Here is a 15,656-nt window from a genome sequence, read left to right as displayed (position 1 = left end):
CCCTTAATAATCAGGCTATATAAGAAATGCCATCGGTTGCCGGCCCAGGAGTTAAAAATGAAGCGTTCGATCGCCACTGTTTCTTTGAGCGGCACTTTGCCGGAGAAGCTGGATGCCATTGCGGCGGCCGGTTTTGACGGGGTCGAGATCTTTGAAAATGACCTGCTCTATTACGACGGTAGCCCGCGTGAAGTGCGTCAGATCTGTGCAGACCTGGGTTTAGAAATCAGCCTGTTCCAGCCTTTTCGCGACTTTGAAGGCTGCCGCCGTGATCGGCTGGCACGCAACCTGGACCGTGCCGAGCGCAAATTCGACTTGATGCAGGAACTCGGCACCGACCTGGTGCTGGTGTGCAGTAACGCTGCCCCCGACTCCGTGGGCGACCGGCAAATCCTGCTGGACGACTTGAGCCTGCTCGCCGAGCGTGCCGGGGCGCGTAACCTGCGCATCGGTTACGAAGCCCTGGCATGGGGCCGACATGTGAACACCTGGCAACAGGTCTGGGATCTGGTTCGCCACATTGACCATCCAAATCTCGGCGTGTTGCTCGACAGCTTTCACACGTTGTCGCTCAAGGGCGATCCCAGTGCCATTGCGCAGATTCCGGGCGACAAAATCTTTTTTGTGCAAATGGCCGACGCGCCTATTCTGGCCATGGATGTGCTGGAGTGGAGCCGCCACTTCCGCTGCTTCCCGGGGCAGGGCGAGTTCGATTTGCCGGGCTTTTTGGCGCCGATCATTCAGAGCGGCTACACCGGGCCGTTGTCGCTGGAAATATTCAATGACGGTTTCCGCGCTGCACCCACCCGCGCCAATGCCGCCGATGGCTTGCGCTCGTTGCTGTACCTCGAAGAGAAAACCCGCGAGCGCCTGGCCCAACAGGCTGCCCCCGCCGCGACGCTGGAACCGCTGTTTTCGCCGCCTGCAGCCAGCCAATACAACGGTATCGAGTTTCTTGAGTTTGCCGTCGATGACAATCAGGGCGCGCAACTGACGCATTGGCTCGAACGGCTGGGGTTCAGCAAGGCCGGGCAACATCGCTCGAAAAATGTGAGCTTGCTGCGCCAGGGCGACATCACCCTGATTCTCAACGCGGAGCCTTATTCATTCGCGCACAACTTTTTTGAGGCGCATGGCCCTTCGCTGTGCGCCACGGCGATCCGTGTGCAAGACAGCGCCAGCGCGCTGGCCCGCGCCGTGGCCTATAAAGGTCAGCCCTATCGCGGCCTGGTCGGCCCTAACGAGCTGGAACTGGCCGCCGTTCGAGCCCCCGATGGCAGCCTGATTTATCTGGTCGATCAGGATGAAGCAGGCAAGCCGCTGTACGAATCTGACTTTAACCTCGCACCCTCTGCGGCCAGCTTGGGTGGACTTAAGCGCATAGACCACATGGCCATGGCGCTGCCAGCAGACAGCCTCGACAGTTGGGTGCTGTTCTACAAGAGCCTGCTGGACTTTGAAGCAGACGACGAAGTGGTATTGCCGGACCCCTACGGCTTGGTAAAAAGCCGCGCATTACGTAGCCGATGCAGCACGATCCGTTTGCCGCTGAACATTTCTGAAAACAGAAACACTGCGATCTCACATGCGTTGTCGAGTTATCGCGGTTCAGGCGTGCATCACATTGCGTTTGAGTGTGATGACCTGTTTGCTGAGGTCAGCCGTGCCAAAGCCGCAGGCGTACCGTTGCTGGATATTCCGCTGAACTACTACGACGATCTGGCGGCGCGCTTTGATTTTGACGATGAGTTCTTGAGCGAACTGGCCTATTTCAATGTGCTTTACGACCGAGACGCGCAGGGCGGCGAGTTGTTCCATGTGTACACCGAGCCGTTTGCAGGGCGCTTCTTTTTTGAACTGTTACAGCGCAAAAATGGCTACGCCGGTTATGGTGCGGCCAACGTTGCGGTCCGTCTGGCGGCGATGGCCAAGTCACGTTCGGGCGCGGTGCGTCAGGCGAAGCTGTAGGACGGTGGGTCGAATACATTTGTCGACTTCCTTCGTTTAACCGGGCGGGCCATAATCGCGGCCATCCTCAGATGGCCGTGAGCCTTTAATGACCCAGATTCCAGAAGTCGACACCGACGCCGTGGTGCCGGTAGTTGAACCGCGTAAGAGCCGGAAAAATAACCCGGAGAAGACCCGTGAAAACATCCTGCAAGAAGCCCTTGCCGAGTTTGTGGAACAGGGGCTCACGGGGGCACGAGTGGACGCCATCGCGGAGCGCACCCGTACCTCCAAGCGCATGATCTATTACTACTTCACCAGCAAAGAGCAGCTGTATATCGAAGTGCTGGAAAAGCTCTACGGCGAGATCCGCAGCACCGAAAACCTGCTGCACCTGGATGAGCTTGAACCTCGCGAAGCGATTCATCGATTGGTCGAGTTCACCTTTGATCACCATGACCTGAACGCTGATTTCGTGCGCATGGTCAGCGTCGAAAACATTCACAAGGGCGAATACATCAAGCGTTCTGAGGGCATCAAAGCCATGAACAATACGATTGTTCATGCCCTCGAAAACATTCTGCGACGCGGCGTTGAACAGCAGATTTTTCGGCCCGGCTTGAACCCGTTGGACGTGCATCTGCTGGTCAGTTCGTTCTGTTTTTATCGCGTGTCGAATCGCTACACAGTCGGCGAAATTTTCCAGATCGACTTGTCCGACCCGCAGGTCAAACAGCGTCAACGCGAAATGATCTGCGACTCGGTGTTGCGCTACTTGCAGGTGTGAGGGTGCCGCCATCCTGCCAAGGATGGGCGGCACGCTTTCAACCGTTCATTTCCTGAAAATGCGCCAGCATGCGATCTGCGTCAGCGGTCGCACCGCTGATCAATTCAAACGCCTTGACCGCTTGAAACACTGCCATGTTGCCGCCATCAAGCGTGCGGCAACCCAGGGCGCGGGCGTGTCGCAGCAACTCTGTTTGCAGCGGAAAGTACACAATTTCGGCCACCCACAATGCGCCATGCAGCCACTGCGCGGGCACCGGCATGCCAGGCAGCTTGGCCATGCCCATCGGCGTGGTATTGACCAGCCCGTCGGCTCTGGTCAGTGCGCTTTGAAGGTCAGTTCCCGCTTTGGCCCGGGTGCCGGGGAAGTGCTGATTTAGGTTGTTTGCCAGACTGTGCGCCCGTTCGGTGTCGACATCAAAAATCTCTAACTGTTGAATGCCTTCACTGAGCAGCGCGTAGGCCACGGCTGATCCTGCACCTCCCGCGCCCATTTGGACCACCTGTTGCACGGCAACACCGTTCAGGCCGCGTCGAAAGCCTTCTGCAAAGCCCGAGCAGTCAGTGTTGTGCCCGATGCGTTTGCCGTCCTTGAGCACCACAGTGTTCACCGCGCCGATCCCGCGAGCCTGATCAGAGAGTTCGTCGAGCCACGGCATGATTGCCTGCTTGCACGGATAGGTAATGTTCAGCCCGCTCAACCCCATGCGTTCAGCGGCGCTCAGCAAGTCGGGCAGGGCATTGTTATCGAGCCCCAACACTTCTAGATCTATCAGTTGATAAACGTAACGCAGCCCTTGCGCCGCGCCCTCGCGCTCATGCATGGCAGGTGTGCGTGAGGCCTGAATACCCGCGCCGATGAGCCCGGCGACTATCGACTTTGGCGTGTGAATCGACATGTCACCTACCCCTTCAATTGGCGGCTGAGATGTTGCAGTGCCAGGCGGTAGCCGTTGCTGCCAAAGCCGCACAGCACCGCTTGGGCAATGCCCGAGACAAAAGAGTGATGACGGAAGGCTTCACGTGTGTGGACGTTGGACAGATGCACTTCGATCACCGGCAGTTCGCTGGCGACCAAGGCATCGCGAATCGCCACCGAGGTGTGGGTCCAGGCTGCCGGGTTGATCACAATGGCCGCGCAACGCTTGCGTGCTGCGTGAATCCAGTCGAGCAATTCACCTTCGTGGTTGGTCTGGCGAAATTCGACTGTCAGGCCTTCTTCACTGGCCGTACGGCCGCACAAGTCGGCAATGTCTGCCAGCGTTTCATGGCCATAAATGCCGGGTTCTCGGCTGCCAAGCAGATTCAGGTTGGGGCCATTGAGCACCAGAACGATAGGGGACATATAAGGCAACTCTACTTTGTTTTTATGAGGTCGCCTGAGCACTGCTCAGTCGGTTGGATTAAATTGTATCAACCGGTTAATAAGGTCAATTGCGCAGTAAAAGCCGGGCCTGCTTTCTTCCAATAACTGGGCGTTTATCGAACGTTGCTATATGCAAGCCACTATCAATTGAAAGTCGTTGTCGAAAAAAGTGAGATAGCCGCTCGTTTTCCGTCTAGCGCCAGGGAGCCGGTTTGTCGGGTAAGGTTTAATTTTTAGCAGGGCTGGAGAAGCCCTTCACCCCAACCCTCGCCCTCAGGAAGAGGGAAAGGGTGAGGGGCTTTGACGTAGCGCTTACCGACGAACCAGCAAGACGCCCGATTCCATGTGGTGAGTCCACGGGAACTGGTCAAACACGGCGCAACGCTCAATACGATGGGTGTCGTGCAGTTGGGCGATGTTCTCGGCCAATGTCAGCGGGTTACACGAGATATATAAGATGTTGTCAAAGCGACGCGTCAATTCGCAGGTGTCCGGGTCCATGCCCGCACGTGGTGGGTCAACAAAGACGCTGCCGAATTCGTAGCTTTTCAGGTCGATGCCCTGCAAGCGGCGGAACGGGCGGACTTCGTTCAGCGCTTCGGTCAGTTCTTCGGCTGACAAACGCACCAGCGTGACGTTATCCACAGCGTTGTCGCTGAGGTTGTTCAAGGCGGCGTACACCGACGTCTTGCTGATTTCAGTGGCCAGCACTTTGCGCACACGGGTCGCCAGCGGCAGGGTGAAGTTGCCATTGCCGCAGTAGAGCTCCAGCAAATCATCCGAACGCTCGCCCAGCGCCTCGTATGCCCAATTGAGCATCTTCTGGTTGACCGTGCCGTTTGGCTGGGTGAAAGCACCTTCTGGTTGTTGATACGTGAAGGTGCGACCCGCCACCTCAAGTTTTTCCACCACGTAGTCGCGACCAATCACCACGCGCTTGCCCTTGGAACGGCCAATCACGCTGACTTCAAGCTCTTTGGCCAACTGCTCGGCCGCGTTTTGCCAGTGCTCGTCCAGCGGGCGGTGATAGCACAGTGTGACCATTGCATCGCCCGCCAAGGTGGTCTGGAACTCCACCTGGAACAGCTTGTGGCTCAGGGCCGAGCTGGCTTGCCAGGCGGCCTTGAGCAGCGGCATCAGTTGATTGATGCGCTGGCTGGCAATCGGGAACTCTTCGATCAGGATTGGCGTGCGTTTGTCATCTTGGGCAAACATCGCGTAATGACGCTCGCCGCCTTCGCGCCACAGGCGGAATTCGGCGCGCAGACGGAAGTGCTTCAGCGGCGAGTCAAACACCTGAGGTTCAGGCGCGTCGAACGGCGCTAGCAGCTCGCGCAGACGATTGGCCTTGGCCTCAAGCTCAATGGCATAGGTAGCGGAATCAAACGGCAATGCACTCATGCGTTAAACCAACCCAGCTTGACCACAAACAGAACCGACAAAATGATCAGCGGTGCATTCAGTTCGCGAACGCGGCCCGACAGTAACTTGATGACGGTCCAGGAAATAAAGCCAAAGGCGATGCCGCTGGCGATGGAGTAAGTGAACGGCATGGCCAGTGCGGTGATGACCACCGGGGCGGCGACGGTCACGTCGTCCCACTCGATTTCGGCCAGGCCGCTCATCATCAAAACCGCCACGAACATCAGCGCAGGTGCGGTGGCAAATGCCGGAACGCTGGCGGCCAATGGCGAGAAGAACAAGGCCAGCAAGAACATGATGCCGACCACGATGGCGGTCAGACCGGTGCGGCCACCGGCGCTCACGCCAGCTGCTGACTCGATGTAGCTGGTGGTGGTCGAGGTGCCCAGCAGCGAACCGGCCATGGCCGCGGTGCTGTCGGCGATCAGGGCGCGGCCCATTTTCGGCATGTGCCCGTCTTTGCCCATCAGGCCTGCGCGCTTTGCCACGCCGATCAGGGTGCCGGAGTTGTCGAACAGGTCGACGAACAGGAAGGCGAAGATCACGCTGACCAGACCAATGTCCAGTGCGCCTTTAATGTCCAGTTGCAGGAAGGTCGGGGCCAGCGAAGGCGGCATCGACATCACGCCACCGAACTCAGTCACGCCCATTGCGATGGAAGCGATGGTCACGGCCAGAATGCCGATCAATACCGCGCCGCGCACTTTCAGGGCTTCAAGGGCCACAATCAGGGCAAAGCCCAGCGAGGCCAGGATGACTTTTGGCTGAGTCAGGTCGCCCATGCCCACCAGGGTCGCCTTGTTGGCAACCACGATACCGGCGTTACCCAGCGCGATCAGCGCCAGGAACAGGCCAATACCGGCGGCAATAGCCGAGCGCAGCGGCAGCGGGATGCTGTTGATGATCCATTCGCGGATGCGAAAGATCGACAACAGAAAGAACAGCACCGCCGAAATGAAGACCGCCCCCAGCGCCACTTGCCAGGTGTGGCCCATGTGCAGCACCACGGTGTAGGTGAAGAAGGCGTTCAAACCCATGCCCGGCGCCAGCGCGATCGGGTAGTTGGCGATGATGCCCATGATGGCCGAACCGATGGCGGCTGCCAGGCAGGTCGCGACAAATACCGCGCCTTTGTCCATGCCCGTTTCGCCGAGAATGCTCGGGTTCACGAAGAGGATGTAGGCCATCGCCAGGAAGGTGGTGATACCCGCAAGAATCTCGGTTCGCACATTGGTGTTGTGTGCGTTGAGTTGAAACAGCCTTTCCAGCATGCCAGTCCCCGTGGCGCCACTGGCGCCGTGATTAAATCGTTTTCAACAGCAAAGCACAGACTTCTAAGGCCTGAAGATTTTCTGTCTGTTGGAAAAAGCCGCGCATCATACCAGCAGCTCGGACGTCTGGCTGCTTGCAGGGCCATGTTTTGTAACGTCGTGGGGACAGGCATACTGCGTGCCAGTTATCAGGAGGATTTATGAAGCGCACCTTTAATGCTTTCTCGGCCTGTTTGAGCCTGTTTATAAGCATGGGCTTGAACGCAGCTTCGGCGCTGCCGCTGAGCCAGGTCGAAATCCTCAAGGTAGCGTCTACGTCAGGTGCTGTAGAGGATGTGTCAGATGGCCGTGAGCAAACCAAGGCTCATCATCGCGGCCCGAATATCAAGGTTTTTGTGCTGGAGCGCGGCTACGGTGGCCAGCCGACGGTGACGTTTGAGGGGCAGACCGTGGATGGCGTGCGCACGCCGGTCTGCAATAAAGGAGAGGGCCTGGTGACCTGCGACGGTGCGGGGACCACGGTGGGTTACATCTACACCTTTGATGTGGGTAACAGCGAGGGCGGCTGGTTCCAGTTCAGTAACACGTCGCTGGTCGCGCCGTTCAAGCGCCTGCAGACGCAGCTTTATATTCGGTAGCCGAATATAAAGCTGCAGCCGCTGGCGCAGGCTGCGATCGGGTCCGAAGGGGGCGCGCTTACCAGAAACGAAGGCGCTTGGGTCCTTATCGCAGTCTGCGCCAGCGACTGCACCGTTTTAATCCTCCACCAGCCGATCGCGCTTGGCCAACCCCGGGAACAGTTTTATCCACAGCCCGGCGATGAATAGTGTGCCGACCCCGCCCAGCACCACCGCAGGCACGGTGCCCATCCAGTGGGCGGTTACTCCGGACTCAAACTCGCCAAGCTGGTTGGAGGCGCCAATAAACAGGCCGTTGACCGCACTGACCCGGCCGCGCATTTCATCCGGGGTTTCCAGCTGCACAAATGAGGCCCGGATCACCATGCTGATCATGTCGGCCGCGCCCAGCACCACCAGCACCGCCATCGAAAACCAGAACGAAGTGGATAATCCGAACGCGATGGTCGCCACCCCAAACACGCCCACCGCCGTAAACATGGTGCGTCCCACCTTGCGCTCGAACGGGAACCGCGCCAGCCACAGCGACATCAACAACGCGCCCACCGCCGGTGCTGAGCGCAGCATGCCCAGACCCCAAGGCCCGGTCAGCAGAATGTCTTTGGCAAAGACCGGCAGTAACGCTGTCGCGCCGCCCAGCAGCACGGCGAACAGGTCCAGCGAGATGGCGCCGAGGATGTCCGGGCGGCTGCGGATAAAGCGAATGCCGGCCAACAGCGAGTGCAGAGTCGCTTTGCCTTTGTTCAACGCGACCTGACGGGCCGGCAGGCTGCTCATTAACAGTGCAGCAATCAGGTACAGCACCACGCTGGGGCCGTACACCCACACGCTGCCGAACGCATAGAGCAAACCGCCAAACGCCGGGGCAACGATGGTCGCTGACTGCTGGGCCGCCTGGGCCGCCGCCACGGCGCGGGGGAACAACGCCACGGGCACAATCGAGGGTAACAATGCCTGTGTCGTGGGCTGCTCGAATGAACGGGCAGCGCCGAGTAAAAACGCCAGGATAAAGATCATTTCACGGGTGATCTGGCCATTAAGGCTGCTGATCGCCAGGGTCAGGGCAATCATTGCTTGCAGCGTCTGGCAGATTGCAGCCACACGGCGCCGGTCATAGCGGTCCGCCACATGCCCGGTGTGCAGCATAAACAGCACGCGCGGGGCGAATTCGATCAACCCCACCCAGCCCAGGTCCATCACATTGCCGGTGAGCTGGTAGAGGTTCCAGCCAATGGCCACGGTCAGCATTTGAAACGCGCTGGCGGTGAAGATACGCGCAAACCAGAAGGCCACAAAGGGCCGGTGATGACGTAACAGGAGGGGCTGGCTGGTCATTTAAAGGTCGTGGCAGAGGGCAGGAGAGACCGAGACTATCATTTTTCTGTAACAAATAATGACTCGGTTGTGAGCCTTCATAAAAGTGCCGAACGGTTATCGGGAACGCCGCGTTTTTGCATTGCATAGCGTTCCTGCAACGGTCTATTTCAAGCCCTGGGACAACCTGTCACGCGACAACGAACCACATTAGCCACACGGCAAGAATGGACTACTCTCTTAACAATGTTTGATCCAGATCAAAACCCTTGCCGGTTTATCTGGAGTGGCCAGACGGCCAGATCCCCTTGAGTCATGGCTATGAGAGCGAGCGCTGATTCGCGATGGCCATTGCCGCGGGGCTGTTGGACACCGGCGTCCTGCTTGTGTCCTGAACGACCTGCTACCTGATAGAGGAAGACTTATGTTCGGTTTGGAGGCTCTGGATCTCGCCCGAATTCAGTTCGCGTTCACTGTATCGTTTCACATCCTGTTTCCGGCCATCACCATCGGTCTCGCCAGTTATCTCATGGTGCTCGAAGGTATGTGGCTGAAAACCCGTGACGATACCTACCGTGACCTGTACCACTTTTGGTCGAAGATATTTGCAGTCAACTTTGGTATGGGCGTTGTATCGGGCCTGGTCATGTCGTATCAGTTCGGCACGAACTGGTCGAGGTTCTCTGACTTCGCAGGCGCGGTCACCGGCCCCTTGCTGACCTATGAAGTGCTCACCGCATTCTTCCTCGAAGCCGGTTTTCTGGGCGTGATGCTCTTCGGCTGGAACCGTGTCGGTCGCGGCATGCACTTCTTCTCAACCGTGATGGTGGCGCTCGGCACACTGGTCTCGACCTTCTGGATCCTGTCGTCCAACAGTTGGATGCAAACCCCGCAAGGCTACGAAATCATTGATGGCCGCGTGATCCCTGTGGACTGGCTGGCTGTCATCTTCAACCCATCGTTTCCTTACCGTCTGGCGCACATGGCCACGGCAGCCTTTGTGGCTACGGCGTTCTTCGTCGGTGCTTCGGCCGCTTGGCACCTGTTACGCGGGCGTAACACTCCAGCCATTCGCCGGATGTTCTCGATGGCGATGTGGATGGCACTGATAGTCGCCCCCGTTCAAGCGTTTATCGGTGATGCCCACGGTTTGAACACGCTGGAATATCAGCCAGTGAAAATCGCGGCCATTGAAGGACACTGGGAAAACAAACCCGGCGAGCCGACACCGTTGATTCTGTTCGGCATCCCGAACATGAAAACCGAGACTACGGACTACAAAATTGAAGTGCCGTACCTGGGCAGCCTGATCCTGACCCATAGCCTGGATAAACAAATCCCGGCCATGAAGGACTATCCGGCGGCAGATCGTCCTAACTCGACCATTGTGTTCTTCACGTTCCGCATCATGGTCGCCCTGGGCATGCTGATGATCTTTATCGGTCTGTGGAGCCTTTGGCTGCGCAAACGCGGCACCTTGTACGAGAACCGCTGGTTCCTGCGTCTGGTGTTGTGGATGGGGCCGTCTGGTCTGATCGCGATTCTGGCGGGCTGGTTTACCACTGAAATAGGCCGTCAGCCGTGGGTGGTCTACGGGCTGATGCGCACCGCAGATGCTTCGTCCAACCACAGCGTGACGCAGATGAGCATCACCCTGATCCTGTTTGTACTGGTGTACTTCTCACTGTTTGGTGTCGGTCTTGGCTACATGATGCGTCTGGTGCGCAAAGGCCCGATTGCCCACGAGGGTGACGGACACACTACCGGTGGGCCAGGTCAGCAACGCACGCCTGCTCGTCCTTTGTCGGCTGCTGATGAAGGCACTGGCGATGGCCACAGCGACAGCCTGAAGAAGGGGAACTGAGTCATGGGTATTGATCTGCCACTTATCTGGGCAATCATCATCATTTTCGGGGTCATGATGTACGTGGTCATGGATGGCTTCGACCTCGGCATCGGCATCCTCTTTCCCTTTATCAAGGGCGAGAAAGACCGTGACGTGATGATGAACACCGTTGCACCTGTCTGGGACGGCAACGAAACCTGGCTGGTACTGGGCGGCGCGGCACTGTTCGGTGCCTTCCCGCTGGCTTACTCGGTGGTCTTGTCGGCGCTTTACCTGCCGCTGATCTTGATGCTGATCGGTTTGATCTTTCGTGGGGTGGCTTTTGAGTTCCGCTTCAAGGCCACGGCTGACAAACGTCACATCTGGGACAAGGCCTTCATCGGCGGTTCGATTGTCGCGACTTTCTTTCAGGGCGTGGCGCTGGGGGCCTTCATTGATGGCATCCCGGTGGTCAATCGCGAGTACGCCGGTGGCGGACTGGATTGGTTGTCACCGTTTACCGTGTTCTGCGGCGTCGCACTGATCGTGGCCTATGCCTTGCTCGGCTGCACGTGGCTGATCATGAAAACCGAAGGTCACTTGCAAGAGCGCATGCACACCCTGGGTCGGCCATTGGCCCTTGTGCTTTTGGTGGTCATGGGCATCGTCAGCCTATGGACGCCGCTGGCGCACACCGATATAGCCGCGCGCTGGTTCACCTTGCCGAACCTGTTCTGGTTCTTGCCGGTCCCGGTGCTGGTACTGGTCACGATGTACGGCTTGCTCAAAGCGATTGCGCGCAATGCTCACTACACGCCGTTCCTGCTGACCCTGGTGCTGATCTTTCTGGGCTACAGCGGCTTGGGCATCAGCCTGTGGCCGAACATCATCCCGCCGTCGATTTCGATCTGGGAGGCCGCTGCACCGCCACAAAGCCAGGGCTTTATGCTGGTCGGTACCTTGTTCATCCTTCCGTTCATCCTGGGTTATACCTACTGGAGCTACTACGTGTTCCGCGGCAAGGTGACCCACGAAGACGGTTATCACTAGTCGCAAGTGCCGCTGCGCCCTGACGGGCGCAGCCTTTTCCTCAGAGGAGTGCCTGAATATGGCTGGCAAGGATTATCTGAACGACGTGCAAGAGTGCGAGAAAAAGCCATTGTGGCAACGCATTGGCTGGTTGGTACTGATCTGGACCGCCAGCGTAGCGAGCCTCGCTGTGTTTGCCATGCTGATCCGCCTGTTCATGACCGCTGCGGGCATGAAAAACCACTAACGTCTAAACCTGTAGCCGCTGGCGAAGGGCGCGCTAAGGGCCGCAGAACTTCCAAGCGCGGGGTCGCTGCGCAACCCATCGCCGCCTGCTGCAGCGGCTACAAAGGATTTAGGCTTACTTGCGGGCTTTGAGAATGACGAACTTGGGCGTTGCGGCGACCTGTTCCACGCCTCGGAACAGCTTGGCCAGCTTGCTGTGATAGCCCAAGTGGCGATTGCCCACGATGTACAGCGCACCCCCCACCACCAATGCCTCGCGGGCTTGCTGGAACATGCGCCACGCCAGAAAGTCGCCCACCACTTGCTGCTGGTGAAACGGCGGGTTGCACAACACCACGTCCAATGAGTCCGGCGCCTGGCCGGCCAGGCCGTCTCCTGCGCGCACGATCACTTCGCGATCACCCAGCGTCGCCTGCCAGTTTTCACGCGCAGACTGCACCGCCATAAAAGACTCATCGACCAGCGTGTACTGCGCTTGCGGGTTGCTCAGGGCGCTGGCGATAGCCAACACCCCATTGCCGCAACCTACATCCGCGACCCGGGCCGAGCCGAGGTTCTTCGGTAGGTGGGGCAAAAACGCGCGCGTACCGATGTCCAACCCTTCGCGACAGAACACGTTGGCGTGGTTGAGCAGCTCGATAGCAGGCTCATCCAGCGAATAACGCGTTGGGTAGGGAGAAGTAAAAGGTGCTTTGGCTTCGGGGGTGGCGATCAGCAGGCGGGCTTTTTTTACGGCCAGCGAGGCTTGCACCGGGCCGATAAATCGCTCCAGCAAGTCACCTGCTGCGCGAGGCAGGTGCTTGACCATGGCACCTGCAATCACTTGCGCGCCGGGTGCCAACTGGCCTTGCAGACGAATAAGCTGCTCTTCCAGCAGCGCCAGCGTTTTAGGTACGCGTACCAACACGCAATCGAATGGGCCTGCCAGTGGCTGACTGGCCGGAATGATTGCGACGGCATCAAATGAATGGCCATTGCGCACCAAATTTTTTTCCAGCGCTTGGATGGCCAAGAACGAGTCACTGCTGCTGGTGACTTGCATCGTACTCACCAAGCTGATCGCCAAGGCTCCAAAACTGTCGTTGAGTACCAGTACCCGACTGTTGGCGGGTAGCGCCAATTCGGCCAAGTGGTTAAGCAAGTACTCATCCGCAGCATCGAAGGCCTGCAGCGGCTCGTTCTGCTGTTCAGGCTGGCGAATCAGGCGAAGTTGGGCAAAGGGGCTTTCAAGCACAGGCATTTATACAAACTCTGGGGAATCCAACGCTGCTGGAGTTGACGGCTAGGGTCATCTGGCAGCAATGGCGTCCGTTATATTTTCAAGTGGCCGCGATTTTACGTTTATTCGCCACAGATTGCCCGACGGTTTTGTACGCAACACAAAGCTGGCAGGACTCAAGGTCGGTTTTAGAGGAGCCCGCTCTTGGCCGCAATCACAGCCGCAGACGTTTTATTGCTGGCGCCCATTTTGCGGATGGCACTGCTAATGTGAAAATTCACCGTCCGAGGTGTCAGGCTCAGGATCATGCCAATGTCCGAAGCGGTTTTACCCTGGGCTGTCCATCTGAGGACTTCACACTCGCGTAGCGATAAGCGGCCGATGCTCTCGTTAGCCTTCTCGCACACCGCAACAGTGTCGTGCAGAGCACTGTGTAACTCATGGCATAGCCACAGCAAATCAGCAGCTTTTTCGTTGAATTCCTGCGGCGTAATCGGTGAATTGCGCCGTGACAGGCTTAGTATGCTGACCACACCATTGGCGTCGTAGATCGAGAATGACCAGCCATAGTTCACGCCATGCTCCCGCGAAGATTCCCACAGGCGGGGTGTTCGACTGAACAGTGTCTGATCCCAGATAAGAGGGTCTATAGACGTCCTACAGTGATTCTCAACAGGGTTTTCATTCACGAGACTGCTCGCTTCAAAGCTTTTTATATAGGCAGTCGGATAGTTTGTTAGAAGAATACTATCCAAGTGAATGTTCTCGTTGGGGAGAACGATTAGGTACAAAAAGTTATCGAATTCATTCAGCTCTATTCGATTGAGTGTATAGGTCAATAATCTTGATTTAAGCTCGTGTGTAAAGCTTTGTTTTGCATAAAAAGGGTCTGCGCTGCCCATGTTTAAGGTGTCCCAAAGGTGGATCCAATGTTGAATACTAGATTAGTCGGTGAAATAAAGATGTCTAGGGGATTTGTATGCGTTGTGTTTATAAGAGTAATTACTCTAGTGTGCGTGATACAGAATCCAAACGGCGTGTAGTGAAGCGCCCGGTTTTTTTTGACGTCAAATTTTAGAGTGTTGGGATTGCATTAGAAGTTGTTTAATACTTTTGTGTATTAAACGTTGTGTGTTTATAGAAAGGTAGGGTGTTCAATCGTGGGAGCCAGTGTCTGATTTTTTCAAGCCTGCTATGCCATCACAAACCGTCGGTGTTCCTGCCTGCCTATTTGCGCGACACTAGGCTCATTAGCCTAATGGAGCGCACCATGACTGCCAGCGCAGAAAAATTCACCTGCCAGACACTGCTCGATGTCCAGCCACTGACCCCCAGTCTTTTCTCCTTGCGCACCACTCGCGACCAGGGTTTTCGCTTTCGTGCGGGGCAATTCGCCCGGCTCGGCGTAACCAAGGCGGATGGCAATACGGTGTGGCGTGCGTATTCCATGGTGTCGTCTCCCCATGACGACTTTTTGGAGTTTTTCTCAATTGTGGTGCCGGGGGGGGAGTTCACCAGTGAGTTGAGCCGTCTGGAAGTCGGCGACACCTTGATGGTCGAGCGTCAGGCGTATGGATATTTGACCCTTGATCGTTTTATCGATGGTCGCGATCTGTGGCTGTTGGCAACGGGAACCGGAGTCGCCCCGTTTGTTTCGATCTTGCAAGACTTTGAAGTATGGGAAAAGTTTGAGCGTATTGTGCTGGTTTACAGTGCTCGGGAAGCACAGGAACTGGCCTATCAGGATTTAATTGCTGGACTGGAACAGCGCGACTATCTGGCGGACTATGCGCATAAACTTATTTATATTCCGATTGTCACGCGGGAGGTTATACCCGGTGTACTTAGTGGGCGTATTACTACGCTGATCGAGAACGGTGAACTTGAGCGTGTGGCGGGTGTTGCACTAACACCGGAACATTCGCGGGTCATGTTGTGCGGTAATCCGCAAATGATTGATGACACGCGTAAGTTGTTGAAGCAACGAAATCTTCAGCTGAGTTTGACTCGTCGGCCTGGTCAGGTGGCGGTTGAGAACTATTGGTAGTGATTAAACCTATTGTTGAATAAACAACGGCGCCCTTGGGCGCCGTTGTTTAACCCAAGCCTTAGGGCTGGTTATGTTGGGCTTTAAGCAGATCCCGAATCTCACCCAACAGTTCTTCTTCTTTTGATGGCAGTGGCGGAGCGCTGGGTGCCACCGCCTCTTCGCGTTTCAGGCGGTTGATGGCTTTGACACCCATAAAAATGGCAAACGCCACAATCAGGAAGTCGATCACCGTCTGAATGAACTTACCATACGCCAATACGACTGCCGGGGCCCCATCGGCCGCGGCTTTGAGGGTAATCGCCAGATCGCTGAAATCCACACCTCCGATTAATAGACCCAGCGGAGGCATGACAACATCGCCGACGAAGGATGAAACGATCTTGCCGAACGCCGCGCCGATGATGATACCGACGGCCATATCGACCACGTTCCCTTTGACCGCGAAGGCCTTGAACTCACTTATCACGCCCATTGGTTATTCCTTGTTACAGATGAGGTTGGTAGGTGCAGTGTAATTCAGCCTTGCAAATCCCGCCTGCCGGG

Annotated in this window: 15 protein-coding genes; 7 read left to right on the top strand and 8 right to left on the bottom strand. The window is 57.0% G+C overall.

What is annotated here, in order from left to right:
• Positions 1 to 57 precede the first annotated feature (57 nt).
• Entirely contained in the window at positions 58 to 1,968 is a 1,911-nt protein-coding gene (gene quiC, locus ACIQYF_RS12610) for a 3-dehydroshikimate dehydratase QuiC (protein WP_402861714.1), read from the top strand.
• 88 nt (positions 1,969 to 2,056) lie between these two features.
• A complete protein-coding gene (locus ACIQYF_RS12605) occupies positions 2,057 to 2,734 on the top strand; it encodes a TetR/AcrR family transcriptional regulator (protein ID WP_402861711.1) in 678 nt (225 codons plus the stop codon).
• A gap of 37 nt (positions 2,735 to 2,771) precedes the next feature.
• On the opposite strand, the gene ACIQYF_RS12600 is transcribed toward ACIQYF_RS12605, so the two are convergent.
• The 4 genes from ACIQYF_RS12600 to ACIQYF_RS12585 all read right to left on the bottom strand — a co-directional run bounded on the left by ACIQYF_RS12600 (position 2,772) and on the right by ACIQYF_RS12585 (position 6,792).
• Complete coding sequence (locus ACIQYF_RS12600; protein ID WP_402861708.1) at positions 2,772 to 3,632, bottom strand: shikimate dehydrogenase; 861 nt, start codon at positions 3,630 to 3,632, stop codon at positions 2,772 to 2,774.
• A 5-nt stretch (positions 3,633 to 3,637) separates the two neighbouring features.
• The gene (gene aroQ, locus ACIQYF_RS12595) at positions 3,638 to 4,078 is read right to left on the bottom strand and encodes a type II 3-dehydroquinate dehydratase (RefSeq protein WP_402861705.1); all 441 of its coding nucleotides are present in this window, start codon (positions 4,076 to 4,078) and stop codon (positions 3,638 to 3,640) included.
• Between the two features lie 333 nt (positions 4,079 to 4,411).
• A complete protein-coding gene (gene trmA / locus ACIQYF_RS12590; RefSeq protein ID WP_402861702.1) occupies positions 4,412 to 5,500 on the bottom strand; it encodes a tRNA (uridine(54)-C5)-methyltransferase TrmA in 1,089 nt (362 codons plus the stop codon).
• Positions 5,497 to 6,792, bottom strand: coding sequence for an NCS2 family permease (locus tag ACIQYF_RS12585; protein ID WP_402861699.1), 1,296 nt, complete (start codon positions 6,790 to 6,792; stop codon positions 5,497 to 5,499). The genes trmA and ACIQYF_RS12585 overlap by 4 nt, the downstream gene beginning before the upstream one ends.
• A 200-nt stretch (positions 6,793 to 6,992) precedes the next feature.
• Here ACIQYF_RS12585 and ACIQYF_RS12580 point away from each other — a divergent pair, with 200 nt between their 5' ends.
• Entirely contained in the window at positions 6,993 to 7,430 is a 438-nt protein-coding gene (locus tag ACIQYF_RS12580; RefSeq protein WP_402861696.1) for a DUF4879 domain-containing protein, read from the top strand.
• Between the two features lie 117 nt (positions 7,431 to 7,547).
• Here the strand turns inward: ACIQYF_RS12580 and ACIQYF_RS12575 are convergent, their stop codons facing one another.
• Positions 7,548 to 8,765 (bottom strand): MFS transporter, encoded by a 1,218-nt coding sequence (locus tag ACIQYF_RS12575; protein ID WP_402861693.1) that lies wholly within the window; start codon positions 8,763 to 8,765, stop codon positions 7,548 to 7,550.
• Between the two features lie 403 nt (positions 8,766 to 9,168).
• On the opposite strand from ACIQYF_RS12575, the gene ACIQYF_RS12570 reads away from it, so the two are divergent.
• Genes ACIQYF_RS12570 through ACIQYF_RS12560 form a run of 3 tightly spaced genes read left to right on the top strand, consistent with a single transcriptional unit; the run spans position 9,169 to position 11,845 of the window.
• On the top strand, positions 9,169 to 10,608 hold the full coding sequence (locus ACIQYF_RS12570) for a cytochrome ubiquinol oxidase subunit I (RefSeq protein WP_402861691.1): 1,440 nt from the start codon (positions 9,169 to 9,171) through the stop codon (positions 10,606 to 10,608).
• A gap of 3 nt (positions 10,609 to 10,611) precedes the next feature.
• Positions 10,612 to 11,619, top strand: a complete 1,008-nt coding sequence (cydB, locus tag ACIQYF_RS12565) for a cytochrome d ubiquinol oxidase subunit II (protein ID WP_402861688.1) — start codon at positions 10,612 to 10,614, stop codon at positions 11,617 to 11,619.
• Between the two features lie 58 nt (positions 11,620 to 11,677).
• Positions 11,678 to 11,845 carry a DUF2474 domain-containing protein gene (locus tag ACIQYF_RS12560; protein WP_402861685.1) on the top strand — a complete coding sequence of 56 codons (168 nt, stop codon included), beginning with the start codon at positions 11,678 to 11,680 and terminating at the stop codon, positions 11,843 to 11,845.
• Positions 11,846 to 11,959: 114 nt separating this feature from the next.
• Here the strand turns inward: ACIQYF_RS12560 and ACIQYF_RS12555 are convergent, their stop codons facing one another.
• Positions 11,960 to 13,084 carry a methyltransferase gene (locus ACIQYF_RS12555; protein ID WP_402861682.1) on the bottom strand — a complete coding sequence of 375 codons (1,125 nt, stop codon included), beginning with the start codon at positions 13,082 to 13,084 and terminating at the stop codon, positions 11,960 to 11,962.
• Between the two features lie 167 nt (positions 13,085 to 13,251).
• Entirely contained in the window at positions 13,252 to 13,965 is a 714-nt protein-coding gene (locus ACIQYF_RS12550; RefSeq protein WP_402861679.1) for an autoinducer binding domain-containing protein, read from the bottom strand.
• Positions 13,966 to 14,333: 368 nt separating this feature from the next.
• Between ACIQYF_RS12550 and ACIQYF_RS12545 the strand changes: the two genes are divergently transcribed.
• Complete coding sequence (locus ACIQYF_RS12545) at positions 14,334 to 15,110, top strand: ferredoxin--NADP reductase (RefSeq protein WP_402861676.1); 777 nt, start codon at positions 14,334 to 14,336, stop codon at positions 15,108 to 15,110.
• A gap of 61 nt (positions 15,111 to 15,171) precedes the next feature.
• Here ACIQYF_RS12545 and mscL read toward each other — a convergent pair whose 3' ends face one another.
• Positions 15,172 to 15,585, bottom strand: coding sequence for a large-conductance mechanosensitive channel protein MscL (gene mscL / locus ACIQYF_RS12540; RefSeq protein ID WP_402861673.1), 414 nt, complete (start codon positions 15,583 to 15,585; stop codon positions 15,172 to 15,174).
• Positions 15,586 to 15,656 lie beyond the last annotated feature (71 nt).

It is taken from the genome of Pseudomonas sp. NPDC096917, assembly GCF_044762555.1.
Lineage (GTDB): Bacteria > Pseudomonadota > Gammaproteobacteria > Pseudomonadales > Pseudomonadaceae > Aquipseudomonas.
Note: the sequence above shows the minus strand (reverse complement) of the source record. Positions and strands in the feature narration are given on the sequence as shown.

What these genes read in the sequence shown, in the direction of transcription:
- quiC (WP_402861714.1), top strand. Translation starts at nt 58, where the DNA reads ATGAAGCGTTCGATCGCCACTGTTTCTTTGAGCGGCACTTTGCCGGAG.
- ACIQYF_RS12605 (WP_402861711.1), top strand. Translation starts at nt 2,057, where the DNA reads ATGACCCAGATTCCAGAAGTCGACACCGACGCCGTGGTGCCGGTAGTT.
- ACIQYF_RS12600 (WP_402861708.1), bottom strand. Translation starts at nt 3,632, where the DNA reads ATGTCGATTCACACGCCAAAGTCGATAGTCGCCGGGCTCATCGGCGCG.
- aroQ (WP_402861705.1), bottom strand. Translation starts at nt 4,078, where the DNA reads ATGTCCCCTATCGTTCTGGTGCTCAATGGCCCCAACCTGAATCTGCTT.
- trmA (WP_402861702.1), bottom strand. Translation starts at nt 5,500, where the DNA reads ATGAGTGCATTGCCGTTTGATTCCGCTACCTATGCCATTGAGCTTGAG.
- ACIQYF_RS12585 (WP_402861699.1), bottom strand. Translation starts at nt 6,792, where the DNA reads ATGCTGGAAAGGCTGTTTCAACTCAACGCACACAACACCAATGTGCGA.
- ACIQYF_RS12580 (WP_402861696.1), top strand. Translation starts at nt 6,993, where the DNA reads ATGAAGCGCACCTTTAATGCTTTCTCGGCCTGTTTGAGCCTGTTTATA.
- ACIQYF_RS12575 (WP_402861693.1), bottom strand. Translation starts at nt 8,765, where the DNA reads ATGACCAGCCAGCCCCTCCTGTTACGTCATCACCGGCCCTTTGTGGCC.
- ACIQYF_RS12570 (WP_402861691.1), top strand. Translation starts at nt 9,169, where the DNA reads ATGTTCGGTTTGGAGGCTCTGGATCTCGCCCGAATTCAGTTCGCGTTC.
- cydB (WP_402861688.1), top strand. Translation starts at nt 10,612, where the DNA reads ATGGGTATTGATCTGCCACTTATCTGGGCAATCATCATCATTTTCGGG.
- ACIQYF_RS12560 (WP_402861685.1), top strand. Translation starts at nt 11,678, where the DNA reads ATGGCTGGCAAGGATTATCTGAACGACGTGCAAGAGTGCGAGAAAAAG.
- ACIQYF_RS12555 (WP_402861682.1), bottom strand. Translation starts at nt 13,084, where the DNA reads ATGCCTGTGCTTGAAAGCCCCTTTGCCCAACTTCGCCTGATTCGCCAG.
- ACIQYF_RS12550 (WP_402861679.1), bottom strand. Translation starts at nt 13,965, where the DNA reads ATGGGCAGCGCAGACCCTTTTTATGCAAAACAAAGCTTTACACACGAG.
- ACIQYF_RS12545 (WP_402861676.1), top strand. Translation starts at nt 14,334, where the DNA reads ATGACTGCCAGCGCAGAAAAATTCACCTGCCAGACACTGCTCGATGTC.
- mscL (WP_402861673.1), bottom strand. Translation starts at nt 15,585, where the DNA reads ATGGGCGTGATAAGTGAGTTCAAGGCCTTCGCGGTCAAAGGGAACGTG.